The organism is Sphingomonas sp. CFBP 13733 (genome assembly GCF_014841795.1).
Lineage (GTDB): Bacteria > Pseudomonadota > Alphaproteobacteria > Sphingomonadales > Sphingomonadaceae > Sphingomonas > Sphingomonas aerolata.
This window is the reverse complement of sequence record NZ_JACYUP010000003.1, coordinates 102,960-128,254: the sequence shown is the minus strand read 5'-3', so window position 1 is coordinate 128,254 and position 25,295 is coordinate 102,960. Positions and strand designations below refer to the sequence as shown.

The window sequence follows — 25,295 nt, the reverse complement described above, 5'->3', positions numbered from 1 at the left end:
CGTTTCACGCGCCCGCCCATTCCCCTCGCACCTATCGCCGGGGCGCGAGCAGGCGGTCGAGACCGACCGGTGCATAGTCGTGACCCTCGACATCGACGCCGACGTCGAACTGACGGAGCATCGGCTTCAGCCGGCCATGGCTGTGCCCGTGCAGGTTGAGCGCGCTGCGGTGCTGGCCGTTCCAGCTGCGGAACGGGTAATGGCACAGGACGAGCCGCCGGTCGTCGAGCGTGATCTCCACATAGTCGGCGACGCTGGCCCAGCCCGGCGCCGCCAGCGTCGCGTCGGGATCGTTGTTGCCGCGCAGCAGGTGTTTGGTCCCGTGCAGCCGCGCGAGCAGCCCGGCCACGTCCGCGGGGCGACGCGCGACGTCGCCAAGGTGCCACACCACGTCCTGCGGCCCGATGACGGCGTTCCACCGCTCGATCAGCGCGGCGTCCATCGCGGCGGTGTCGGCGAACGGCCGGCGCGCGATGTTGATCGTGCGGTGGTCGCCGAAATGCGTGTCGGCGGTGAAGAAGACGCTCACGCGCGCGGCTCCGCGGGCATGGCGACGGCGGCGAAATGGGTGCGGATATAGTCGAGCTTGGGATCGATGTAGCGGCGGCAGAAGGGCCGGTCGGGATCGGTCCGGTAGTAATTCTGGAAGCGCGCGTCCGAGGCCCGGAACCCTAGACATGGCAGGACCAGGGTGCGGGCCGGCGCCGCCGTCTCGGCCGCGAACCGGGCGATCGCGGCTTCGGCTTCGGGGCGCTGGCCGTCCTCGAACACATAGATGGCGCTGCGGTAACGGCCGGCGGGGGAATAGCCGGATTTCGCCGAATGCGTGCGCAGATGGACCTCGGCTAGTGTCGCGAGGGTGATGGCGGCGGGGTCGAACGTCACGATGACGCCCTCCGCCCAGGCGTCCGACGGGGCCTCGGACTGGAGGAAGCCCTGCTCGACCGTCTGCACGCCGCGGAGCGCCTGAAAGACGCCCTCGGTGCACCAGTGGCACCCGCCGCCGAACCCGATCCGGTGCACGCGCTGTTCCGTCATCCAGCGATCGTGAACACCGAGCCGGAATCGACGCGGATACCTGCACCGTTGATGAAGCTCGCGCGCTCCGAGCAGAGGAAGGCAACGGCGGCGGCGACCTCCTCGGCCTTGCCGCGGCGCTTGAGCATCATGCCCGGGCGTTCCTCCTCGAGGAAGCTGTCGATCGCCGCGTCGAAGCTCTCGCCGCGTTCCTCGGCGCGCTTGCGCATCATTGTGTCGGTCATCGGCGTCGCGATGAACGCGGGCGAGACGGTGTTCACGAGGACATTGTCGCCGCCATAGGCCTTGGACAGCCCTTTCGCGAGCGCGAGGATCCCCGCCTTCGACGCGCAATAGGCGAGTTCGTCGACATAGGGCTGCACCGCGTCCTCCGACGCGAACAGCACGATCCGGCCCCAGCCGCCCTTGCGCATCGCCGGAATCGCCTCGCGACACATGCGTACCGCGCCCATGAGGTTGATGTCGAGCGTCTGCTCCCAGCCGGCATCGTCGACGTCGAGAAAGTCGCCGGTCGCGCCCGTCACGCCCGCGGCGTTGACATAGATGTCGGGATCGCCGAGCCGCTCGCGCACCTCCGCCCAGATCGCGCGGACATCGTCGAGGCTGGTGACGTCGCCGGTCACCGCGACGACCTCGCCGAGCGGCGACAGTTCGGCGAGCGCCGCGTCGAGCGTGCCGCCCGGCTGGTCGGTGATCGCGACGCGCACGCCCGCCTCGAGCAGCAGCCGCGCGGTTTCCTTGCCCATGCCGGAATCCGCGCCGCTGATCAGCGCGATGCGCCCCTTGATACCCAGATTCATGTGAAACTCCTCAATCGTCGGATGCGAGAAAACGGTCGGCGGTGCGCAGCGACAGCGCCATGATCGTCAGCGCGGGATTGGCCGCCAGTGCGCTGGGAAAAATGGAGTTGTCGCAGATAAGCAGGTTCGCAATGTCGAAGCTGCGGCCGTCGGAATCAACCACCGCGGTGTCGCCGTCATGCCCCATGCGGCAGGTGCCGATCGTATGCGCCGAGCGATCGACCGCGAAGATGTCCTGCGCGCCTGCCGCCGCCCAGATGTCGGTGAGCGTGCGCCGGGCGTGGCGATCGATCGCCTGTTCGTTGGCGTGATAGCTGAAGTCGATCCGCGCCTTTCGGTGGCCGAATGCGTCGACCTCGTCGGCGAGCGTCAGCCGGTTGTCGGCATGCGGCAGGCATTCGCCGTTGATGCCGATCCCGGCCATCCGGTTATAGCCGCGCAGTAGCGTCTGGAGTCGTTCGCCCCATAGGCCGGCACCGCGGGCGAGCCCGGTGGCGAGGTTGACGGGGAGCACGCCGAGGCTCTGGATCAGATAGCCGCCCGCGCAGCCGGCATCGCCGGGTCGCATCATGTCCTCGCTGATCAGCGACGAAGGATAGCCGCGGTTCATCCGCATCTCGGCGTCGAACCGGCCCCAGATTTGGGTTGCGACATGCGCCATGAAGTTGCGCCCGACCTGACCGCTCGAATTGGCGATGCCGAGGTTGAGCAGCAGCCGCGGCGTCTCGATACCGCCCGCACAGAGGAAGACCGCGGAGCAGCGCTGGCGATGCTCCTGCCCGTTCTGGCTGTACACGACCGCGCTGATCCGGCCGCGGCCGTCATAGTCGAACGCGATCACGCGCGCACCGGCGCGGATCTCGGCCCCATGCGCGACCGCGAGGGGCAGATAGGTCGTGTCCATGCTCGTCTTGGCGGCGTTGCGGCAGCCCTGGTGGCAGGCGCCGCAATTGACGCAGGCCTGGCGCTGTCCCCAGTGCGGCTGATCGCGATCGCGCGAGACCAGGGCGGCGGGGGCGTCGGTCGCGGTGATGCCGAGCGCCGCGCAGCCGCGCGCCATCGCGTCGGCGGCGGCGTTGCGCGCGACCGGGGGATAGGCGTAGCGGCGGGTGGCGTCCCACGGATAGTCGGCCGGGCCCGAGACGCCGGTGTACGCCTCGACTTCCGCGATGTACCGGGTCAGCTCGTCAGGATCGATCGGCCAGTCGGCGCCTTCGCCGGTCAGCGTCTTGAGCCGCAGGTCGCGGGGATCGGGACGCGGGCAAAAGGCGCCCCAGTGCAGCGTCGAGCCGCCGACGCCCATCCCCGAATTGTTCGACCCGAACGCGGTCGGCGTCGATCCGCCGCTCAGCCGTTCCTCCATCCAGTAGATATCGGCCGCGACCTCGTCGGCGACATGCTCGTCGGGGCGGAAGGCGCGGCCCGCCTCGAGCGCGACGACCGACAGGCCCGCCTGTGCGAGCCGGGCGGTGAGCGGGGCGCCGCCCGCGCCGGTGCCGATCACGACCGCATCGACGACGTCATTCGCGGCATGGCGCTTCGTCGTCACGCCCCGCGCTCCTGCGACGGGCGCTGCCACGCTTCGGGATCGTCGGCGCCGGTGCGCGTATAGCCCTGCTTGCGGGGGCCATCGCCGCCGACCGCAAAGCCGTCATAGCCGATCGCCGCCATCGTCGATGGCTGCGCCATCCAGATGCGGACCGTCTCGGCGCGGACATCCTCGAACCAGAGGCGCATCTGCACGGGCGACAGGCGGGTCGCGTCCTCCTCGATGCCGACCGTGCCGCCGGCGATGCGATCGAGCCAGCCGTCCTGGTCCGGATCGGCCAGCGCGACGAAACCGCCGGTCGCCGTATCGAGCGTCGCGAGCCCGCGCGACCACGCCGCGCGGTCGTCCGGCAGCTCGGCGAAGCGCCAGCCGTCGCCGACACCCTGCGCGACCGAGTCGAGGATGCGACCCGCCAGCGCACGGTCGGCGCCGCAATCGGGGAGGATCCGGGCCACCAGCGCCGCGACGGTCGCGTGGTCGGCGTCGTCCCATAACGCGGTACCGACGGGCATCGGGTAGATCCGGTCGAGCATCGCGGCGCGCGTTCCGCTGCTGACGCGATCGGAGTCGAGCAGCCGGGCGAAATCTTCGGGCAGCGCAGCCGTCGTCGCCAGTGCCGCATGCTCGCGGATCAGCGCGGCGAGCGCGCGGGGTTGTTCATAGGGGATGAGGTGCGCGGCGCCCTGGACGACGCGCATCCGGGCATTGGCATAATGCGGCAGGTTGAGCCGGCGCTGCGCATCCTCGCCGAGATCGCCGTCTTCGGTCCCGGCAATGATCAGCGCGGGGAGCGCGAGCTGTCCGACGGCGGCGGCCCAGTCCTCGCGGCTGCCGCGTTCGAGCCAGCCGAGCCAGGCCTCGCGGTTCGATCGCCGCACGTCGTCGATCGCCTGGTCGCGAAGGGCCTCCGGGAGCGTCTCGGCGCTGTTGGCATCGACGAAGGTTTCCGCATTCTCGCGCGACGCCGGGCCATCGGCGAACCACCCGATCATCTCCGCCCGGCGTTTCTCGTCCATCGGTTCGGGCGAGGGGGGCGAGGCGGCGACGAGCACGACGCCGAGAATGTTCGCGAGACCCGGTTCGCCCGCGGCGGCGCGCGCGGCGACGAGCGTGGCGATCTTGCCGCCCATGCTGTGCCCGACGAGCACGCAGGCGGTGAGGTCGCGGGCGCGGATTTCCTGCGCCAGCCAGTCGGTCATCGTCCCGACATCGGCATGCCCCGTATCGGCCGCGTCGCCGAACCCCGGCAGGTCGAGCGCAACGCAATCGTGGTCGGACAGGTGATCGGCGACTTGCTGCCATTCGCGCGCGCTGGCGCCAAGGGCGTGTAAAAACAACAAGGTGGGTGGGGTCATGGGGCCTCGCGAAACTGACCCCTACCGGACGATGCAGGCGCGGAACCGTTCCATCGCACCGGCCGTCGTAATTGACATAGATCAATTTGGTGTCGATCTGCGACCACTTTGGGTGCGTCTGTCGCGCCGCGCGGGTCTGGACCGGGCGCGCAAAGACCGGCATCCTCGCGCGATGGACGACAATAGCGGTCAGCGCGCCCCGATGATCGACCGTGCCCGCAGCGTCGCGGCAGGGTTTGCCGATGTCGGGCTCACCCAGGCCGAAGAGCTGCTCCGGCGGCTGTCGCCCGAAGGCCGCGAGCAGGCGCGGCGCGAGCGCGAGGCGCGGGCGCGTCGGCAGAAGCGGCTGATGGTCCGACTGGTCTTCGCGGCGATCGTGTCGCTGCTCGGCGGCGCGGCGCTCGCCGCGGTCCTGCCGGCGATGCTGGCGCTTGCCGTCGCCGCGGCGCTGATGCTGCTGCTGGTGATCGTGATCGTCGCGCAGGCCGATCCGCGCGCGCCGGGACGCGAGGCGCTGGTGGAGGCCGGGCTGGCCGGGCTCGCCGAGCAGGCGGGGATCTGGCTCGCCGCACAACGCCGCGGGATGCCGCTGCCCGCGCTGCGGCTCGCCGATGCCCTGGGCAGCCGGTTCGAGGCGCTGGCGCCGCGCCTCGCCCAGCTCGATCCGCGCAGCCCGGCCGCGGCGTCGATCCGCAAGCTGGTCGCGGTCGAGCTGCCCGCGCTGGTCGACAGCTGGCGGATGGTCGGCATTTCGGCGCGGCGCGAAATGCAGGCGGATGGCCGGACGCCCGACGATCACCTGATCAACGGTCTGCGCCTGATCGATGCCGAGCTCGCGCGCGCCGGCGAATGCCTCGGGCGGAGCAGCCTCGACGAGATCGCGATCCAGGGGCGGTATCTCGAACTCAAATATGAGGGGGACAGTCCGGGCCTGTAGGACGGGACACCTCGCCGCGGCCGGTCGTTAGAGGCGGATGATCCGTTTCAAAATCCCCGCCGCGATCGCCGTCGCTGCCTTCGCCGTCTCCGCCACGCCGGGCTTCGCCCAGACCGTGCCGCTCGGCGCCAATCTCGAGCGCTTTGCCTATCCCGCGTCGCTGCGCTGGTATGACGGATCGTCGCAGGGGCAGGCGGTGCGGATGGCGTATCTCGACCTCGCACCGACCGCGCGGGCGAACGGCACGACGGTCGTGCTGCTGCACGGCAAGAATTTCTGTGCCGCGACCTGGGACGAGACCGCGCGCGGGCTGGCGGGCGCGGGCTACCGCGTGATCGCGCCCGACCAGGTCGGCTTCTGCAAATCGTCCAAGCCCAAGGGCTATCAGTACAGCTTCAACGCGATGGCCGAGCTGACCCGCGGGCTGCTCGACCGGGCCGGGGCGGGCAGGGTCATCCTCGTGGGCCATTCGACCGGCGGGATCCTCGCGACCCGGTTCGCGCTGCTCCATCCCGAGCGCGTGTCGCGGCTCGTGCTCGTCAATCCGCTCGGGCTGAACGATACGCTGGCGCAGGGCGTGCCCTATACCGATCTCGGCGCGCTGCGCACCGAGGAGGCGAAGACCGATGCCGCGTCGATCAAGGCGTATCAGCTGCGCAACTATTATCACGGGGAATGGCGCCCGGCCTATGATCGCTGGGTGGCGATGCTGGCGGGGCAATATGCCGGTCCCGACGGCGATGTGGTGCGCGATGCGCAGGCGCGGCTGTCGGACATGATCCAGACCCAGCCGGTCGCGGCCGAGCTGCCGCGGCTGGCGATGCCCGTGCGGCTGATCATCGGCGACCGTGATCTCACCGCGTTCCGGGCGAACCGCGCCGCACCCGACCGGCGGGCGCAGGTGCAGACCGTGCCGCAGGCGGCGGTGACCGCGGCACGACGCATCCCCGACGCGCGGCTGATCCGCCTCGAGGGGCTGGGTCATGCGCCGCAGGTCGAGGCGCCGGCGCGGTTCCTGCAGACGCTGGAGGCGGCGATCGCGTCGTAAGGGGCGCGGTTACTGCGCCGGCTTGATCCAGCCGTGCATCGCCATCCAGCGCGCGAATTCGTCGAACCAGCCGGTGCTCGTGGTGGTCTTGGGATACATGCCGAAGCCGTGCCCGCCCTGTTCGAACAGGTGAAACTCGACCGGGCGTTTGGCGGTGCGCCAGCTGTCGATCAGGCCATAGCCGGCATTGCCGAACAGCGGATCGTCCGCCGCCAGCGCGACGAACATCGGCGGTGCGTCGGCGGGCACCGTCATCGCGCCGAGCGGGCCGTAGATGTTGCCGATGAATGCGGGCTTCGCGTCCTGACCTGCCAGTGTTGTCGCCATCGTCAGCATCGCGCCCGCCGAAAAGCCGACCATGCCGATGCGCGCCGGATCGACATGCCATTCGCCCGACCGCTTGCGGACGAGCGCGAAAGCCGCGCGCGCATCGGCGATCTGCGGCGCGAGGCCCGCCATCATCGCCGCGGGATCCCGGCGCGGCGGGGTTGCGCCAGCGGGGGCACCAGCGGGAGCGGGACGTGCGAAGGTCTCTAGATCCGCCGGCGTCTGGTTCAGCCGGTATTTGAGCACGAACGCGGCGACGCCCCGCGCGGCAAGCGCGCGCGCCACGTCCCAGCCCTCATTCTCCATCGACAGCGTGCGGAATCCACCGCCCGGCGCGACGATCACCGCGGTGCCGTTGGCCTTGGCGGGATCGGGCAGGACGGGGGTCAGCGTCGCGACCGTGACGTTGCGCGCGAACACGCTGCCATATTGGCTGTGCCAGGCTTCGGGGGTGGTCGCCCCGGGGAGCTTCCCGGTGCCGAGATCGATCGCGCCGGGCTGCGCGGGAATGGCGATCGACGCCATGGTGTCGGAGGACTGCGCCAGCGCGGGCGGGGCGACTGCGATCGTCAGGCCGACCAGCCATGCAAGACGATGTCTTGCCCCTCGAACGACTTCGTTGCCGCGACATCCGATGCGCATATCCGCTCTCCCCTTTTCGACTGTTTTCGGGATGATATCGATAGCGCTATCACTGCACAATGGCTGCGGGACGGTTTTTCCTTGCGATCGGCGGTCGTGGGGAAGGTGAAAGGCGGGCGCGATAAATCACCGCTGCAATGCGCACAGACTTTGCTGCAGTGCGGTAACGTCGAAGAACGTAAAGACTCAAATCTTTGGCGAACATCCTTGTGAGAGATGGCAGGCGTTGCTGGTTCACCTGCCGCATCCGGGCGTCGGGTGAGTCTCGCTGGTCCGGCTGTATTTGCGTAGAGCGTCGGCCGCGATCGTCGCTTCTGTAGAGACAGTGCGGACCGTGCCGCTCGCGGCGTGGCGAACCATGTCCCGGCGCGGCGTGGGGCGCTGTGTCGGTTTGGGACAAGCCATTGCCCTTTTTGTAAGGATCTGAGCATGGGGCGGACGACGCGACGACAGCAGTGGGGCCGCAAGATGCCGGATTTCGCAAGAGACTGTTTGAAAGCCAGAAATGACGGCCGTATCGCCGCGAGCGATCCGGTCGCCCATCTCGCGCTTTGCCCCTATGACGAGATTCGCGATCCAGTGCTGCGCGCGATGTGGCAGGATGGGTTTGTTGTCACGCGTCTATATGGGTCGGAATCTTAACTCAGGTTACACGGCCGTGACGGCGACCGTGACGGCGGAAATCCGCGATGCCGATGCCGGAATAGTATCCGCAGCCGTGCGACGGCGCCCGGAGGTGCGCAACCTCTCTGGCCGGTTAAGCAGCGTTTTAAGCAGGTTGCGGCCGGAGGCAGGCCATTTATCGTCACGGGACATCGTGAAGAGGAATGAACGGCAGGCCCATGCCAGACCAAGACCCGACCCCCGACTATGAGCGGCTGACGATCGACGCGCTGGCCGCGGCCGCGGCTGCGGAGACCGACGAACAGCGTCACCTGCTCCTCGATCAGGCCGCGATCTACGCCGCGCTCGGCGAGAAGACCCGCGGCTATGCGCTGACTGGGCGCTAGACGCCGGCGGGGCGGCATCAGCCCCAGTCTTCGAGCTTTCCCATGGCCGTGCGCGGCACCGCCGTGCCGAAGCGATAGGCCTTCGGACGCTCGGGATCGGTGAGCCGGTTCGCCGCCAACTGCTCGATCCGCGCGGACAGCCGGGCGGGGTCCTGACCGGGGTGCGGCACGACGAACGCCTTCAACCGGCCATTGCCGTGCAGCCGCACCGCGACGTCCGCGACACCCTCCACCGTCCGCAGCACGCCGGCGACGCGCCCTGGCCAGACATTGTGCCCGGCGACCTGGACCGCCCCGTCGCGCCGGCCGACCGGGCGAATGACGCGCTCGCCGAGACGCGCGACATGGTCGGGTAGGTCGTGGTGCCGGCCGTCGCAGTCGACGAGCCGCCAGTCATCCGGGTCGGCGGCGGTGAGCTGCCAGCGGGGCAGCAGGTCATAATCGAGCGCGGGCAGCGCGCGGATCGCGATACCGCCGGTTTCGGAGGCGCCGTAGATATCGACCAGCCCGGCAAGCCCCGCCGCGAGCAGCACGGCGGCGACGGTGTCGTCGAGCGGCCCGGCCGAACTGACGCCGACGACATCCCCCGGCCAGCGGCGCGTCATCCGTGACAGCGCGCGCCACTGATCGGGCACCGCGACGACGAGATCGCCCGCCTCGAGCGACAGCGGTGCGCCGACCGTCCGCACGACGACGGGAACGCCCAGCGCGTCGGGCAGCAGCGCGGTCCAGACCAGCCCGTAGAGATGATCGGCGGGGACCAGGGCGACGACCCGGCGCCGGTCGGCGAACCGTGTCGCTAAGAAGGCCGCCTCTTCGAGCAGGTCGGCGACGGCGTGGATACAGAGGCGCGGGCTGCCGGTCGAGCCGGACGTCCGCACCGCGATCCGGCCGGGCCCTGCGGCGTGCGCACGCAGGATCCAGTCGGTCCAGGCGCCGACCGTCTGCGGCGGTCCATCGCCAAGCGTATCGTCGTCGAGGTCGAACGCCTCGGCCAGCGCGCCCAGCGCGCCGAGCTGCTCCATCGAATCGAGTCCGAGGCCCTCGTCGCCGATTGGCATCATGTCGGGCCAGTCGCCGCGTGTCGCGGCGGGCGGGGCGGGATCGCGGAGCCGCGCCATCTCGGTCGCGACGACCGCGCCGGCGATGCGGTGCACCGCGGCGCGCGACAGGCCGGGCCGGGTCACGCGGTCGCGGTCTCGCGCGAGCGGACCCGGTTCCGCCCGGCATGCTTGGCGGCGTAGAGGCGATCATCCGCGAGCGCGAGCAGCGCATCGATCGAACCGTCGGTTTCGTTCAGCGTGGCGCAGCCCAGGCTGGCGGTGACGTGCAAGCCACCGCGCGGCGTGTCGACCGCGATGCCGGCGATCGCCGCGCGCATCGCCTCGGCAAGCGCCGCCGCCTGATCCTCGTCATAGCGCGGCAGCAGGACGCCGAACTCCTCGCCCCCGAGCCGCGCGAATATCCCGCAGGGCGGGAGCAGCGCGGTACAGACATCGGTAACGCGGCGGAGCAGTGTGTCGCCGACCGGGTGGCCATGCGTGTCGTTGACTGCCTTGAAATGATCGAGGTCGAGAACGATCAGCGACAGCGATTGTCGCAGCTCGCGCCAATGACGCTGTTCGCGTTTCAGCACCTCGCCGAAATGCCGTCGGTTGGCGGCGCCCGTCAGGTGATCATGGTTCAACAGGCGGCGCATGTCCGCCGCCGCCTCGCCACGCCGCGGCACGTCGCGCAGGATGACGGAAAAGCCGGAGGCGCGGGGCTCGCCCCGCTCGGACCGCGCGACGACGAGCCGCTGGCACCAGTAGCGCTCGCCATCCGCGCGCTGCTGCCATCCCTCCTGGAGATGCCAGCCCTCGCGCGCGGCGATCAGCAGCTGCTCGTCCAGGCGAAGATCGCCGCCGCTCGCCTCGCTCCCGCCAATCTCGGCGAGGTGGCGTCCGATGACATCGGCGGCGGCGTGTCCAGTCTGGCGGGCGAAGCAGGCGTCGGCGGACTGGATCTCTCCGCTGGGCGTGATCGTCAGCGCGGCATAATGGCTGACGCTGTCGAGCAGGGTCGCAAACCAGGTATCCGCCTGACGCAGCCGCGCCTCCTGGGCGACCTGTTCGCTGATATCGGACAGCGTCGCCATCAGCCGATCGGGGCCGAGCTTGACCAGGGTGCACGCCAGCACCTTGGGCGTGGTGGTGCGCCGTCGCGCGGCGAGATCGACGAAGATCCGGTGGCCATCGCAGATCCGGCCCGTCGCCGGCGCATAGGCCGCGACGATGCTGCGCAATTCGGGCGCATGATGTTCGAGCGCGGCGAACAGGTTACCGGGATCGCGCGGCCCGGCGAGCGGCAGGAGATGCTGCATCGCGTGCGGGTTCATCATCGCGATCGCGCCGCTGCTGTCGCACTCGATCAGGCCGACGGGGCAGGCGTACAGAAACTCGAGAAGCTCTTCCTCGCTCGACCTATCGCTCATCGAAGCGGCTTAGCGTTCGATGAGGATATAGCGGCGCGCAATGCCGGGTGTCGCGAGCAGACGCAGCCGGACCCTGGTCGGGCGCATCCGCAGCGTCAGGACATAGGGGACGATGTCGTCGATCTCGGGCTCGTCCTCGAACCGCTGCGCGACCATGAAATTGTTCATGCACTGCGCCACCGCATCGAAGAACGGCACGCCCATCACGGTCGCGGGATCCAGGCCCGACATCCGCGCCTCGGTCGCGTTATAGACCTGGACGAGCGTGTCGGCATTAAACCCGACCACCCCGAACGGCAGGGTGTCGCGGTCCTCGACGCGCATCGTGTCGAGCTCGGGCAGCGCGACATTATCAAAACTGTATTGTTCCAGTACCATAGCCACGGTCTCCCTGCGACTGCGCTATGGGGCGGCGGGGTTAAGCATAGCCTAAGATCACCTGTTTCTTACAACGGCACGCACGTGACGCGCGCCTCGACCGCGAACCGGACGAGCTGCGCCAGGCTGGTCGCGCCCGTCTTGCGCATGAGATGCTCGCGGTAGGTTTCCACCGTGCGCGGGCTGATATCCAGCCGCGTCGCGATCTGTTTCGCGGTCAGCCCCTCGACGATCTGGCGCAGGACCTGGCGTTCCCGGTGCGAGAGCGAGGCGAGGCGCTTCTCGAGCAGGGTCGATTGCAGGATCCGGTCGCGGACCGCCGCCACCGCGCCGAGCAGCCGCTGTGCCTCGAACGGCTTTTCGAGCAGGTCGGCGGCGCCCGATTTCATCGCCGCTACCGCCATCGGGATATCCGCGTGCCCGGTGACGAGGATCACCGGGTCCGACCGGTCGAGCGAAGGGAGGGTCTGCAGCAGCTCAAGCCCGCTGAGGCCGCCCAGCGCGACGTCGCTGAGGATGATCCCGGGCGGGAGCCGCGGGAGGTCGCGGATGAACGCCTCGACGCTGGGGAAGGATCGGGTTTCGAACTCCTCCAGCGCGAGGAGCATTTCGAGCGAGCGGCACATCTGGGGCTCGTCATCGATGATGTAGATCGGCCGGTCACGCGGCATGGGCGACCATTTCTCCACTGGCCCCGATACCAGGACGTTGCGGCAGCGAGACGCGGATGGTCGCGCCGCCGCCGCTGTTCGTCGCGGCGGTGATCGTCCCCTCATGCGCGTCGACGATCGCGCGGCAGATGGCGAGCCCGACACCGAGGCCATGGGGCTTGCTGGTCCGGAACGGGGCGAAGATCGCCTGTTCCTGGCCGGGTGCGATGCCGGGGCCGGTGTCCGAGACGGTGATCGTGCACTGCCCGTCCGGTCCCGAGACGGCGCGCAGATCGATCACGCGGATCGCCGTGTCGGACACCGCATCGGCCGCATTGACGATCAGGTTGAGCAGGACCTGCTGGATCTGGATCGCATCGATCCACAATTCGCCGAGATCGGGCGCGATATTGACCTTCAGCTCCGCTCCGGCCTGACGGACCGCGAGCATGCCGAGCATCGCCCCCTCCGTGATGATGTCGCGCGCATCGACCCATTGCGCCTGTAACGGGCCGCGCTCGACGAACCGGCGCAGCCTTTTGAGCACGGCGGCCGCCCGGAAGATCTCCTGGACCGCGCCGTCGAGCGCCGCGCCGACCTCGCCTACATCGCGGCCGCGCGCCAGCGCCGCCTGCGCGACGGTGGCGAAGTTCGCGGCGGTCGCCAGCGGCTGGTTCAGTTCATGCGCGATCGCCGAGCCGAGCTGGCCGAGCGCGGTGGCGCGTGCGAGCTGGTGGAGCTCCGCCTGCAACAGCGCGAGCCGTTCGGCGGCGGCGACCTGTTCGGTCTCGTCACGGAGATGGAGCGTGCGCAGCCCGGTCGCGGCGAACGGCAGCGGGCCGCTCGACAGCGACAGCGCGAGACGCGTGCCATCGGCGCGGCACAGCTCGTGCGCGGTCGCGGTGTCGCCGGACAGGTCGGGCAGGCCGGGAAGCAGGTCCGCGAGCCGCAGGCGTCCGGTATCGGGGTCGGTGATCCCGAGGATGCCGCGCGCGCTCCGGTTGATCGCGAGCACGTCGCCCGCCGCGTCGACGATGAGCATCGCCGCGGGCGTGGTGTTGAAGATCGAGTGGAGACAGAGTTCGCGCTGGTGCGACCGGCCCTGCGCGAGGCCGGCGCGCTGGCGCAGCAGCGTCATCCGACCGCCGAACAGCGCGAGGATGATCGCAAAACCGGTCACGACCAGCGTGTTCAGCGGCGTCACGAGCGGATGGTGCGCGCTGAACACCAGCGCGGTGGGGATCGTCGTCGCGGCGCCCACGCATGCGGTCAGCGCACCCCCGAGGACGGCGCCGATCGCGATCGCCGCCAGCGCGAAGGTGAAGGGCAGGTCGATTCCGAACAGGTGCCGGCCGACCGCCGTCGCAACCAGCGCGGCGCTGCCGAAACCCACGCCCTGCAGCAGGTTCCAGCGCCAGTCGGACGCGGTCTCCTGCTGGTCGACGATGGCCCATAGCCGCTGCACGATCGCTCCAAATTCGAATCCGCCGGAAAGAACCAAAATGCTACGCTTTCCGCATAGGGGTTTCCAGACACCGGCCGGGGTCTTCGTGCAGTGCAACCGTCTCAAATTGAAGCAAACCCGGTGTGACGGTCATGGTGTGCCAAGCCTGAACAGACTGTCTGGGGTCCGTATCCGTACGGACTTGCCTAAGACCCGGCGTGGTCGCAGCCTCGGCCAATGGTCTAGGCAGCTTTGGTAAGATTATCGCGTAATATTACAAAAACATCCAATGGAGGGGCGTCATGAATGAGCAGATCATTCGCAATGACGAATTGGATAGATCCAAAGCTATTGTCGCAAGCAATGCCGAAATATTCCGCTACGCCATATCGAGCATTCTCAGCCAGCAGCATCTAGCCGATACGGTTCTGACGACATCGAACTGGAGCAGCGTCCAGGCGCATCTCCTGAGGGCGCACTGCACCAAGCTCGCCGTCATCAATACCGATGTTCTGAACGGCCAGGGTCACGGGATGATGCGTCGGCTGCGTCTGTCCTACCCGCACCTTCGGATCATCGTCGTCGGGCAGACGCGCGAGCGGATGAAGATCCTGTCGCTGATCAGCGCGGGTGCACACGCCTATATCCTCGAATCCATGCCGATGGACGAGATCGCCAAGGCGGTACGGATGGTCGCCGCGGGCCATATCTACCTGCCCGACATGGTCGGCGACCTGTCGGTGCCCGAACCGGACTCGGTGCGGGCCGAGGGCGCGCTCACCCGGCGGCAGCAACAGGTGCTGCAACTGCTCGTCGGGGGCGCGTCGAACAAGGAGATCGCGCATGCGCTGAACCTCGCCGAGGGGACGATCAAGGTGCATCTGTCGGGGCTGTTCAAGGCGCTCGGGGTGCACAACCGCACCGGTGCGGTGGCGTCGGTGCATGCGCAGGCCTATTGACCCGGCCTGCAGCCATGCCGCGCGGCGGCCCGCCCGGGCCCTGCATCGTCCATGGTCTTAGACCGAGCGGCCTACTTGATCCTTGAGCAGCGTCTGGCACCTAAATACCGGGAAATCGGGCAGATATTGCGCTGCGCGAACGTCATGGGGATAGTCGATGGAGCGCCGGGACTTTCTGAAGATTGGGGCCGGCGCAACGACGGTGGCGCTGGCGGCGACGGCGCAGCAGATGATCACGCCGACCGACACGCCGCTCAGCAGCCCGGCGCCGACGCCGATGTCGCTGTCGGGGGCGTCCGATCTTGCGCAGTCGCTCCGGCTGGTCATCGAGCCGGTCGAGAAGGAGATGATCGACGGCAAGATCGTCTACATGGTGTTCTATTTCCACGAAAGCGGCCAGCCGCAGCCGGTGTTGCGGTACCGCGAGGGCGAACCCGTCTCGATCAGCATCACGAACAACGACCTCGTCCCGCACGGTTTTGCGATCACCGGCATCCCGCAGGCGACGGTGCCCGAAATCCCCCCCGGCCAGACGCGGCAGGTGCCGGACTTCGTCGCGCCGGTCGGCGGCTCCTATCTCTATCAAGACCCGTATGAGCCGCCGCTCAACCGCATCCTGGGGCTGCACGGCGCCTTCATCGTCGACCCTGCGCTGGGCACGACGGTCGCGGGCTCGGCCACGCCGTTCAGCCGCGCGATGCACACGCCGCAGATCGCCGCGGTGTTCGATGCGTTCGGGCGGCATCCGCGCTTTCCCGGCGAGCGGTGGAAGGCGGGGGATCCGGCCCGCGACAAGCTGTGGCTGTTCTCGCAGACCGATTCGGCGATCAACGCGCGCGTGGCGGCGGGCTACCGGATATCGGGCCAGGCGCTGATCGATGCGTTCCTGCCCGATTACTTCCACATCAACGGCCTGAGCGGGTTCGATACCGCGGTCCACGACACCACGGCCAGCGTCGACCGGGCGGCCGCGCAGGCTATCGAGCCGGTCGGGAAGCAGGGGCAACCGACCTTGCTCCGGGTGATGAATGCCGGGCTGTGCAAACATTCGGCGCACATCCACGGCAATCACCTGTTCGAGTGCACCGAGGCGGATGCGAGCGGCGTCCCCTATTGCGAGACCAACGTCTATGAACGCGACGTGTGGGTCATGCGGCCGATGGACCGCAAGGACATGATCCTGCCGTTCGAGCGGCCGCCCGACGTGCCGGTCTGGCCGCCGAGGGAGGAGCCGTTCCCGCTGAAATACGTCATGCACTGCCACACCGAGATGTCGCAGACCGCGGGCGGGGGCAATTATCCGCAGGGACTGGTCACGCACTGGACGATGACCAGCCCGATCTACGCCTTCTGATCCGGTCGAGACGATGGGGAATGACCATGGGCGATGAGAGTATCAGTCCGTCGGGGATCGACTGGACCAAGACCGCGGCACAGGGCGTCACCAATTTCCAGACGTTCGGCTGCAACGTCTTCAAGGCGAGCCTGCCGACGCCCGACCGGCTGACGCCCGACATCAGCTTCGTCCGGCAGGTGACGACCAGCGGCAATCTGGTCGCGCCCGACGGGGTACGGCTGCGCTACTGGGCGTTCGAGGATCCGGCGAGCGGCATCAAATCGCCCTATCCCTCGCCGCTGATGCGCGTGCGGGAGGGACAGATCGTGCATGTCACTTTGCTCACCGCCAAGCATGCGCACACGATCCATCATCACGGGATCGAGCCGACGACGATGCATGACGGCGTCGGCCATGTGTCGTTCGAGGTGGCGAACCAGTTCACCTATCAGTGGAAAGCGTCGAGCCCCGGCACCTTCTTCTATCACTGCCACCGCAACACCCCGCTGCATTTCGAGATGGGGATGTTCGGCGGGCTGATCGTCGATCCGCCCGAAGGCCCCGGCTATCTCTATTCGACGCCGATGCAGAATGCGCCCTACCAGCGCTATCAGGTCGAGCGGCTCTGGGTGTGCGACGACATGGATGCGCGCTGGCACAATGTGCTGAGCAACAACCATGATGCGGGCATGTGCGGCGAGAATGTCGGGCTGAACCGGTTCGAGCCCAAATATTTCCTGATCAACGGTGTGTTCCCGACCAAGACGATGACCGATCAGCGGGTCGCGGCCAAGGCGCGGGTCGGCGACACGATCCTGATCCGGCTGCTCAACGCGAGCTACTCGATCCTCCGGGTGACGTTCCAGGTGCCGGTGACCTGCGTGTCGTGCGACGGGCACCGGCTGGGCAAGGAAAACTGGAATGCGCCGATCGTCTTTCCCGCGGGCACCCCGATCGAGCTCACCAGCGCCGCTCGGCTCGATTTCCTGATCACCGCGACTCAGCGCGGCGCGATCAACGCAACGATCGAATATCTCCACTGGATCACCCGCCGCGTCCAGGACAATGGCCGCGGCGTGGCCAAGACGCAGATTGTCGTATCATGACCATGACCCCGACCCGATCCGCCCTCCCGTCCGCACGTCCCGGCCATGCGACGCATGCGGCAATGCCCATGCAACTGGGCGGGGCGTTCGACTTTTCCGATGTCGCAGGCCGTCCGATCGGGCCTTCGGACTTTCGCGATCGCTGGACGTTGCTGTTCTTCGGGTACAGCCGCTGCAGCGCGAGTTGCCCGATGGCCATTCCGCGCATGGTGCAGACGGCGGAACGGCTGCGTCAGTCGGGGATCGCGGCGCGTGCGCTGTTCGTCGACATCGACGTGCCGCCGCTCGGCGTGGTGCGATTCCGCCGGCCGGGCGCGGCGGCGGCGATGGCGTTGCAGGCGCCGCCGCATCATGGCCATGGCGAGCTCGACCGCATTGCCGCGATGCGCGCGCTGGCCAAGAAGTTCGACGGGCGGCTGGTGGTGGCGACGGGGACGCGCGCGCAGCTGTCCGCCGCGACCCAGGCGTTCAACGTCGCGCGCGAGCATATCCCGCCAAGGCCCGGCGAGATGGGGCACAGCATCAACCATTCCTCGCTCATCTATGTCCTCGCGCCCGACACGCGTGTCGCGGGCTATGCGATGCACGACCAGCCGTCGGTCGCGCTCGAGGACATGATCCGTCATCTGGCACGCCGCCGGGGCTGACCCGGCGGCTTTTGTGTCCAGTATCGTCTCGACCGGCTGACTCGCTCGCCGGATCGGGACCCCGCCGCCGGAACGAGCCCCCCCTCACTGGCGGCGGGGTAGCGCCGCGCATGGCCCCGCTCGACCTCGCACAGACCGGGATTCGAAGCGTGTTCGGATCCATCGCCAGGCGGAGCGGCCGCGAACCCGGCCGTTCGGCCTAGGACAGGGCCTAGGCTGCCAGGGGCCGGCGTAGGTCCTTCATGGGCCTTATCCCGCCGAACGAAGAATGGAAGGTTGGCGTCACGACGTGTGCCGGTCTTCGATCACGACCCGATCACGATCGGTCGAGACGTTTCGCGTTTCGTCATTCAGAGGGGAAATTGCATCATGTCTGGTGACTTTACCGTCGATCTGGGAGATCTGAACTTCATCCTGGCGCAGATCAGGATCAGCGAGCGCAATGCCGCTGGCGAGTCACTCGCGGATATCCTGGGCCCCCAGGCGCAATTGATCCCCTATGGTCTGCGGACCGTCGATGGCAGCTACAACAATTTGCTGCCGGGCAATGCGGTGCTGGGCGCGGCGGACCAGCTGCTGCCGCGGCTGACGACGCCGGTGTTCCGCAATCTGAACGACGGCGCGACGTTCGGCACCGGGCCCGGCGGGCCGGTCCTGACCAACACCGATTATGGCACGCCGGGCAGCGTGGTCGATGCCGACCCGCGGCTGATCAGCAACCTGATCGCCGACATGACCAGCACCAATCCCGCGGCGATCGCCGCCTGGTACGTCAACGCGCATGCGCAGGCGGCCTATGCCGATGCGCATGGCGGCGACGCGCCACCCGACGGCTATATCCCGACCAACGAGGAACTGGCGTCGATCCCGAACCTGTCGCCGGACATCGGCCTGTCGCCGTCGTTCAACGCGTGGATGACGTTCTTCGGCCAGTTCTTCGATCACGGGCTCGACCTGATCACCAAGGGCGGCAACGGCACGGTGCTGATCCCGCTCCAGCCCGACGATCCGCTCTATGTGCCTGGCGGCCCCAACTTCATGCCGCTGACCCGGTCGACGCAATATGACGCCAACGGCAACCCGGTCGTCGGCGGGACCGAGACAGTCAACACCACGACGCCGTTCATCGACCAGAACCAGACCTATACGTCGCATGCGTCGCACCAGGTGTTCCTGCGCGAGTATAAATTCTCGGTCGACTCGGATGGCGACGGCGTCAAGGATTCGCATGCGATCTCGACCGGGCGGCTGCTCGACGGCGCGATCGGCGGGATGGCGAACTGGGCCGAGACCAAGGCGCAGGCGCTGACGATGCTCGGCATCCGGCTCGACGACTACGACGTGCACAATGTGCCGCTGCTGCTGACCGACGCGTACGGCCGGTTCATCCCCGGCGCGAACGGCTATGCGCAGATCATGCTGAAGGATGGCACGCTACTCGAGGGGACGGCCGAGGGCGTCACGGTGCCTGCCAACGCCTATTTCACCGGCCACGCGTTCCTCAACGACATCGCGCATCATGCCGAACCGGTGCTGGTCGACCTCGACCATAACCCGGCGACGCCCGCGGTGCGGCAGACCGCCGATACGGATATGCTCGACTTTAATGGCGACGGCGTGTCCGACGAGGCCGACCTGGTCGCGGGCGAGGGGCGGATCGTCGATGTGGATGGCGACGACGTGATCACGCTCGACGACCTGCGTGACGTCAATCTGGACGGCGTGATCAACGCGCGCGACCTGATCGCCGACGACAACAACCCGCTGACCTACGACGACGAGATGCTCGACGCGCATTTCGTCACGGGCGATGGCCGCGGCAACGAGAATATCGGGCTGACCGCGGTCCACACGGTCTTCCATTCCGAGCACAACCGCGTGGTCGAGGCGGACAAGCTGACGATCATCGCATCGGGTGACCTTGCCATCGTCAACGAATGGCTGCGGCCCGCCGCGGACGGCACGCGCAGCGCGATCACGCAGGCGGAGCTCGATGCGATCGAGGCGCTGACCGGGACGGCGAAGACGCAGGCGATCGCCGCGCTCGACTGGGATGGCGAGAGGCTGTTCCAGGCGGGGCGGTTCAGCACCGAGATGCAGTATCAGCATCTGGTGTTCGAGGAATTCGCGCGCCGGATCCAGCCCAATATCGATCCGTCCATCTTCAGCAACACCGCCGACATCGACCCTGCGATCACCGCGGAGTTCGCGCACGCCGTGTACCGGTTCGGCCATTCGATGCTGACCGACACGATCGAGATCACCGATCCGACGCTGTCGACGCAATCGCTGAGCCTGGTCGAGGCGTTCCTGAACCCGCAGGCGTTTGGCGAAGCGGGTCTGGATCCCGTCACCGGCGAGGAGGATGCGGCGATCGCCGCGGGCGCCATCATCCGCGGGATGACGCGCGTCGAGGGGAGCGAGATCGACGAGTTCGTGCCCGATTCGCTGCGCAATTTTCTCGTCGGGCTGCCGCTCGATCTCGCCGCGCTCAACATCGCGCGCGGCCGCGATGCTGGGGTCGCGGCGTTCAACGTGGTGCGTGCGGAGCTCTATGCCTCGACCAACGAGTCGCAGCTCAAACCCTATACGAGCTGGCTCGACTTCGCGCAGAACATCAAGAACCCGCTGTCGATCGTCAATTTCATCGCCGCCTATGGCACGCATCCGCTGATCACCGGCGAGACGACGCTGGAAGGCAAGCGCGCCGCCGCGACCCTGCTGGTGATGGGCGGCGCGGATATCGTCGTGCATGCGAATGCCGCGATGGGCGTCGAGGAGCATGTGCTCCAGGCGCCGGCCGATCGGCTCAACTTCCTGCAGAGCAAGGGCAACTGGGCGCCCAACATCGTCGACGGGGTCAATAGCCACGAAACCGGGCTGAACCTGGTCGATCTGTGGATCGGCGGTCTGGCCGAGGAGAAGATGGAATTCGGCGGGATGCTGGGTTCGACGTTCAACTATGTGTTCGAACACCAGCTCGAAAGCCTGCAGAACGGCGACCGCTTCTATTATCTCAGCCGTACGCAGGGCATGAACATGCTCAACGAGCTGGAGAAGAGCAGCTTCGCCGATCTCGTGATGCGCAATTCCGACCTGGGCGACGTGCATTCGACGCATGTCGACGGCCAGATCTTCAACACCGCGGACTATATCCTCGAGCTCGATCCGCTGACGCCGCAGGTCACCAATATCGGCGAGGACGGCACGTATCTGGCGGGCGGCACGTTCGATCCGGTCTGGGAGGACAGTTTCCAGCAGGCGTTCGATCCCAAGGTGGACCGGATCGCCCCGGGCGCGGACGTCGACGGCGACGGCCATGACGATGGCGGGATGCTCAAATATAGCGGCGGCGAGCATGTCGTGCTCGGCGGGACCGAGGGCAATGACCGGCTCTATGGCGACAAGGGCATCGATACGCTGTGGGGCGATGGCGGCGACGATTACCTGAACGCGGGCACGGAGTCCGATCAGGTCTATGCCGGTGACGGCGACGACATCATCGAGGATCCGTTCGGCGACGATTTCCTGCGCGGTGGCGAGGGCAATGACGTCGTCAGCGGCGGCTCCGGGCTCGACATCATGTTCGGTGGCGGCGGCCAGGACTTCATGGTCGGCGGCACCGACGCGAAGGAGATGTTCGCCGGCCGCGGCAACGACTTCCTGCTGGGCGGCAGCGGCAGCGACGGTCTGATGGGCAATGAAGGCGACGACTGGATCGAGGGCGGCGACGGCTTCGACAGCGTGACGGGCGAGAATTCGAACCTGTTCTTCAACAGCCCGATCATCGGCAACGACATCCTGAACGGCGGCGGCAACGACACCGATTATGACGGGGAGAGCGGCGACGACATCATGATCCAGGGGGCGGGGATCCAGCGCAACAACGGCATGGCCGGGTTCGACTGGGTCATCCACCAGGGTGACACGACCGCCGCCAATTCGGATCTGGGGCTGAGTGCCGCGGTCAACCAGCAGGCGTTCACGCTGCGCGACCGCAACGACTTGGTCGAGGCGCTGTCGGGCTGGAAATATGCCGACACGCTGACCGGCCGGCAGATCCCGCTCGGGCTCGTCAGCACGGGCGCCAATTTCCCGGACCTGCTCGGCGACGACAATCCCCGGATCCTCGGCAACAACCTGTACGAGGACGGCGTCCGGCTCATCACCGGGCTGCGCGAGCTGCTGAGCTTCAAGACCTGGGATGCGAGCGATGCCGACGCGCTGGTGATGGACGGCAGCACGACCGACGACCTGCTGATCGGCGGCGGCGGCGCGGACGTCATCAAGGGGCGCGCGGGCAACGACGTCATCGACGGCGACGCCTTTATGCACGTCTTCATCAGCGTGCGCGAAAACAAGGACGGGTCGGGCGCCGAGCTGTTCCGCGCGGATTCGCTGACGGAGATCCAGGCGCGGCTGCTGAACGGGACGATCAACCCCGGCCAGCTCGTCGCGTCGCGCGAGATCGTCTACCGCGAGACCGTCAACGGCTATGCCACGGGTGCGGCGACGATCGGGTCGGGGATGGATACCGCGGTCTATATCGGCAACCGCTCCAACTTCACGATCACGCTGCGGCCCGATGGGCGGGTCAGCGTCGTCGACAATGTCGGCGACGAGGGCAGCGACATGCTGCGCAACGTCGAGCGGATCCAGTTCGCCGACAGCGTCGCCGAGATCAACCGCCAGCATGTCGGCAGCTTCGAGATCGATAACGTCGAGCCGGAAATCGATCAGGTGCTGACGGTCACGACGGGCAGCTTCATCGATTATGACGGCACGACGAGCTTTGCGCGGCAGTGGCAGCGTCAGGTCGAAGGGACGTGGGTCGATATCGCGGGGGCGACCGACGACACGTACAAGGTCACGGTCGACGATATCGGCCAGCCGCTGCGCGTCGCGACCAACTATACCGACAATCGCGGGTTCAGCACGCAGGGGACGAACCAGCCGGAATCGGTGGTCTATTCCGACGCGACGATGGCGGTCGCGATCCCCGATTACGCGATCCTCGGTGACGAGGAGGCCAACGCGCTCACCGGCACGGAGGACGCCGACCTCGTCTTCGCGCGCGGCGGCGATGACACTTTGCTCGGGCTGGACGGAGACGACCGTCTGTTCGGCGAAGACGGGAACGACAGCCTCGACGGCGGCAGCGGGGCCGACCGGATGGCGGGGGGGCTGGGCGACGACACCTATGTCGTCGATGACGGCGGTGACACGGTCGTCGAGGGCAGCCTGGGCGGCACCGACACGGTGACCAGCAGCATCAGCTACACGCTGGGCACCGAGGTCGAGAATCTGGTGCTCGGCGGCTCCGCGGGAATCAGCGGTACCGGCAATGCGGGCAACAACGTGCTGACCGGCAACGGCGCCGCCAACACGCTGACGGGGCTCGCGGGCACCGATTTCCTTGATGGGGGAGCGGGCGCCGACACCATGGCGGGCGGGCTGGGGGACGACACCTATGTCGTCGACAGCACGGGCGATGTCGTCAGCGAAAGCGGGGGCGACGGGACCGACACCGTCATCAGCAGCATCGCCTACACGCTCGCGACGGGGCTGGAAAACGTCACGCTGACCGGGATCGCGGCGCTGAACGCCACCGGAAACGCCGCTGCGAACATCGTCACCGGCAATGACGGGGACAATGCTCTGGCGGGGCTCGCGGGGGACGACCGGCTGACCGGCGGCGGCGGCAACGACCGGCTGGACGGCGGGACCGGTGCGGACGCGATGGCGGGCGGGCTCGGCAACGACACCTATACGGTCGATAATGTCGGTGACGTCGTCGACGAGACAGGCGGCGATGGCGTCGATCTGGTCAACAGCAGCGTGAGCTTCGCGCTGGCGGCCGGGGTGGACAGCCTCACGCTGACGGGCAGTGCGGCGATCAACGCGACGGGCAATGCCGATGCCAATGTCCTGACGGGCAATGCCGGGGTAAACCGGCTGTCCGGGCTCGACGGCGCGGATACGCTGCGCGGGCTGGCCGGCAACGACCAGCTGTTCGGCGGGGGCGGGGCGGACGACCTCGACGGTGGTACCGGCGCGGACAGCCTGTCCGGCGGCACGGGCGACGACACCTATACCGTCGACAATGCCGGCGACGTCGTCGACGAGACCGGCGGCGACGGCGTCGACCTGGTCAAGAGCAGCGTGACCTTCACGCTCGCCACGGGCGTCGAGAATCTGACGCTGACGGGGAGCGGTTCGCCCAGCGCCACGGGCAACGCCGCCGCCAACATCCTGACGGGCAATGGTGCGGCGAACACGCTGACGGGTCTCGACGGCGACGACACGCTGATCGGGCTGTCGGGCAACGACCGGCTGAACGGCGGTGCGGGCGCGGACATCCTGAACGGCGGCACCGGATCGGACATCATGACCGGCGGCGACGGCGACGATCTCTATAGCGTCGACACGACCGGCGACATCGTCGACGAGACCGGCAGCGACGGTATCGACACCGTCACCAGCAGCATCACCTACACGCTCGGCGCCGGCGTCGAACGCCTCACCCTGACCGGGACGGGGGGAATCGCGGGGCGGGGCAATGCCGCCGATAACGTCATCACCGGCAATGATGGCGCCAACGCGCTGTCGGGCTTTGCCGGCAACGACCAGCTGTTCGGCGGTGCGGGCACGGATACGCTCGACGGCGGCACGGGCCAGGACGTGATGTCCGGCGGGCGCGGCAACGACAGCTATGTCGTCGACGATATCGGCGACGTGGTCGACGAGACCGGTGGGGACGGTCTCGATACGGTCACCAGCAGCGTGTCCTTCACGCTGGGGGCGGGGGTCGAGCGTCTGACGCTGAGCGGGGTGGCGGCGATCGATGCGACGGGCAGCGCGGATGCCAACATCCTGACGGGCAATGCCGGCGTCAACATCCTGTCGGGGATGGAGGGGGCCGACACGCTGCGCGGCATGGCCGGCGACGACCGGCTGTTCGGCGGCGCCGGGGCGGACACGCTCGACGGGGGCACCGGCGCGGACGTGATGGCGGGTGGCCTGGGCGACGATATCTACATCGTCGACACTCTGGGGGACAGCGTCGACGAGACCGACGGGGACGGCGTCGATCTGGTCACCAGCAGCATCACCTTCACGCTGGCCGACGGGCTCGAAAACCTGACGCTGACGGGCACGTCCGGGGTGCACGGCAACGGCAATGCCGGCGCGAACGCACTGACGGGCAATAGCGCGGGCAATATCCTGTCCGGGTTCGACGGCGACGACCTGTTGCAGGGGCTGGGGGGCAATGACCAGCTGCTGGGCGGCGCGGGGCAGGACCGGCTCGTCGGCGGCACCGGCAGCGACCGGCTGACCGGGGGCACGGGCGACGACGTGTTCGTGTTCGTGACCGGGCAGGGCAATGACACGGTGGTCGATTTCGACTTCGATGCGGCCGGGGGGCAGGACCTGCTCGATGTTTCGGGTTGCGGCATCACCGCCGCCAATTTCGGGGCACAGGTGTTGATCTCGCAGGTCGGCGTCAACACGGTGATCACGATCGGCACGCAGACGATCACGCTCACCGGGGTGAACGCGACGACGATCGACCACAGCGATTTCGGGTTCTGATCG

At 67.9% G+C, this 25,295-nt stretch carries 20 protein-coding genes; 9 read left to right on the top strand and 11 right to left on the bottom strand.

Annotation, left to right across the window (positions count from 1 at the left end; all coding sequences use genetic code 11):
* Positions 1–31 precede the first annotated feature (31 nt).
* Genes IFT71_RS09080 through IFT71_RS09060 form a run of 5 tightly spaced genes read right to left on the bottom strand, consistent with a single transcriptional unit; the run spans position 32 to position 4,742 of the window.
* The gene (locus tag IFT71_RS09080) at positions 32–529 is read right to left on the bottom strand and encodes a metallophosphoesterase family protein (protein ID WP_192140417.1); all 498 of its coding nucleotides are present in this window, start codon (positions 527–529) and stop codon (positions 32–34) included.
* On the bottom strand, positions 526–1,038 hold the full coding sequence (locus tag IFT71_RS09075; protein WP_192140415.1) for a peptide-methionine (S)-S-oxide reductase: 513 nt from the start codon (positions 1,036–1,038) through the stop codon (positions 526–528). The genes IFT71_RS09080 and IFT71_RS09075 overlap by 4 nt, the downstream gene beginning before the upstream one ends.
* Entirely contained in the window at positions 1,035–1,838 is an 804-nt protein-coding gene (locus IFT71_RS09070; protein ID WP_192140413.1) for an SDR family NAD(P)-dependent oxidoreductase, read from the bottom strand. The genes IFT71_RS09075 and IFT71_RS09070 overlap by 4 nt, the downstream gene beginning before the upstream one ends.
* Before the next feature lie 10 nt (positions 1,839–1,848).
* Complete coding sequence (locus tag IFT71_RS21845) at positions 1,849–3,387, bottom strand: GMC oxidoreductase (protein ID WP_192140411.1); 1,539 nt, start codon at positions 3,385–3,387, stop codon at positions 1,849–1,851.
* A complete protein-coding gene (locus IFT71_RS09060) occupies positions 3,384–4,742 on the bottom strand; it encodes an alpha/beta hydrolase (protein WP_192140409.1) in 1,359 nt (452 codons plus the stop codon). Before IFT71_RS09060 ends, IFT71_RS21845 begins: the two co-directional genes overlap by 4 nt.
* 202 nt (positions 4,743–4,944) lie before the next feature.
* On the opposite strand from IFT71_RS09060, the gene IFT71_RS09055 reads away from it, so the two are divergent.
* Together IFT71_RS09055 and IFT71_RS09050 are read left to right on the top strand one after the other, a co-directional pair.
* Positions 4,945–5,679: a hypothetical protein gene (locus IFT71_RS09055; protein ID WP_192140407.1), complete on the top strand. Its 735-nt coding sequence runs from the start codon at positions 4,945–4,947 to the stop codon at positions 5,677–5,679.
* A 37-nt stretch (positions 5,680–5,716) separates the two neighbouring features.
* Positions 5,717–6,727, top strand: coding sequence for an alpha/beta fold hydrolase (locus tag IFT71_RS09050; protein WP_192140405.1), 1,011 nt, complete (start codon positions 5,717–5,719; stop codon positions 6,725–6,727).
* Positions 6,728–6,736: 9 nt separating this feature from the next.
* Here the strand turns inward: IFT71_RS09050 and IFT71_RS09045 are convergent, their stop codons facing one another.
* On the bottom strand, positions 6,737–7,696 hold the full coding sequence (locus tag IFT71_RS09045; RefSeq protein ID WP_192140403.1) for an alpha/beta hydrolase: 960 nt from the start codon (positions 7,694–7,696) through the stop codon (positions 6,737–6,739).
* 429 nt (positions 7,697–8,125) lie between these two features.
* Between IFT71_RS09045 and IFT71_RS09040 the strand changes: the two genes are divergently transcribed.
* Both IFT71_RS09040 and IFT71_RS09035 read left to right on the top strand, forming a co-directional pair.
* A complete protein-coding gene (locus tag IFT71_RS09040; RefSeq protein ID WP_128082328.1) occupies positions 8,126–8,338 on the top strand; it encodes a hypothetical protein in 213 nt (70 codons plus the stop codon).
* 200 nt (positions 8,339–8,538) lie between these two features.
* On the top strand, positions 8,539–8,706 hold the full coding sequence (locus tag IFT71_RS09035) for a hypothetical protein (protein ID WP_156360373.1): 168 nt from the start codon (positions 8,539–8,541) through the stop codon (positions 8,704–8,706).
* A gap of 17 nt (positions 8,707–8,723) precedes the next feature.
* On the opposite strand, the gene IFT71_RS09030 is transcribed toward IFT71_RS09035, so the two are convergent.
* The 5 genes from IFT71_RS09030 to IFT71_RS21840 form a co-directional block, all read right to left on the bottom strand.
* Positions 8,724–9,893 carry an AMP-binding protein gene (locus IFT71_RS09030; RefSeq protein WP_192140401.1) on the bottom strand — a complete coding sequence of 390 codons (1,170 nt, stop codon included), beginning with the start codon at positions 9,891–9,893 and terminating at the stop codon, positions 8,724–8,726.
* Positions 9,890–11,179, bottom strand: coding sequence for a sensor domain-containing diguanylate cyclase (locus tag IFT71_RS09025; RefSeq protein ID WP_192140399.1), 1,290 nt, complete (start codon positions 11,177–11,179; stop codon positions 9,890–9,892). Before IFT71_RS09025 ends, IFT71_RS09030 begins: the two co-directional genes overlap by 4 nt.
* A 9-nt stretch (positions 11,180–11,188) precedes the next feature.
* Positions 11,189–11,557: a phosphonate transporter gene (locus IFT71_RS09020; RefSeq protein WP_031441021.1), complete on the bottom strand. Its 369-nt coding sequence runs from the start codon at positions 11,555–11,557 to the stop codon at positions 11,189–11,191.
* A gap of 68 nt (positions 11,558–11,625) precedes the next feature.
* Positions 11,626–12,228 carry a response regulator transcription factor gene (locus IFT71_RS09015; RefSeq protein ID WP_192140397.1) on the bottom strand — a complete coding sequence of 201 codons (603 nt, stop codon included), beginning with the start codon at positions 12,226–12,228 and terminating at the stop codon, positions 11,626–11,628.
* Entirely contained in the window at positions 12,218–13,672 is a 1,455-nt protein-coding gene (locus IFT71_RS21840) for an ATP-binding protein (protein WP_192140395.1), read from the bottom strand. Before IFT71_RS21840 ends, IFT71_RS09015 begins: the two co-directional genes overlap by 11 nt.
* Before the next feature lie 281 nt (positions 13,673–13,953).
* Here IFT71_RS21840 and IFT71_RS09005 point away from each other — a divergent pair, with 281 nt between their 5' ends.
* From IFT71_RS09005 to IFT71_RS21155, 5 genes are all read left to right on the top strand, one after another.
* Complete coding sequence (locus tag IFT71_RS09005) at positions 13,954–14,610, top strand: LuxR C-terminal-related transcriptional regulator (protein WP_192140394.1); 657 nt, start codon at positions 13,954–13,956, stop codon at positions 14,608–14,610.
* Between the two features lie 157 nt (positions 14,611–14,767).
* Positions 14,768–15,964 (top strand): hypothetical protein, encoded by a 1,197-nt coding sequence (locus IFT71_RS09000; protein WP_192140392.1) that lies wholly within the window; start codon positions 14,768–14,770, stop codon positions 15,962–15,964.
* Positions 15,965–15,990: 26 nt separating this feature from the next.
* Positions 15,991–17,052 (top strand): multicopper oxidase domain-containing protein, encoded by a 1,062-nt coding sequence (locus IFT71_RS08995; protein WP_192140390.1) that lies wholly within the window; start codon positions 15,991–15,993, stop codon positions 17,050–17,052.
* Positions 17,049–17,699 carry an SCO family protein gene (locus IFT71_RS08990; RefSeq protein ID WP_192140385.1) on the top strand — a complete coding sequence of 217 codons (651 nt, stop codon included), beginning with the start codon at positions 17,049–17,051 and terminating at the stop codon, positions 17,697–17,699. The genes IFT71_RS08995 and IFT71_RS08990 overlap by 4 nt, the downstream gene beginning before the upstream one ends.
* 369 nt (positions 17,700–18,068) lie before the next feature.
* Entirely contained in the window at positions 18,069–25,292 is a 7,224-nt protein-coding gene (locus IFT71_RS21155; protein ID WP_197976110.1) for a peroxidase family protein, read from the top strand.
* The last annotated feature ends 3 nt before the right edge of the window (positions 25,293–25,295 follow it).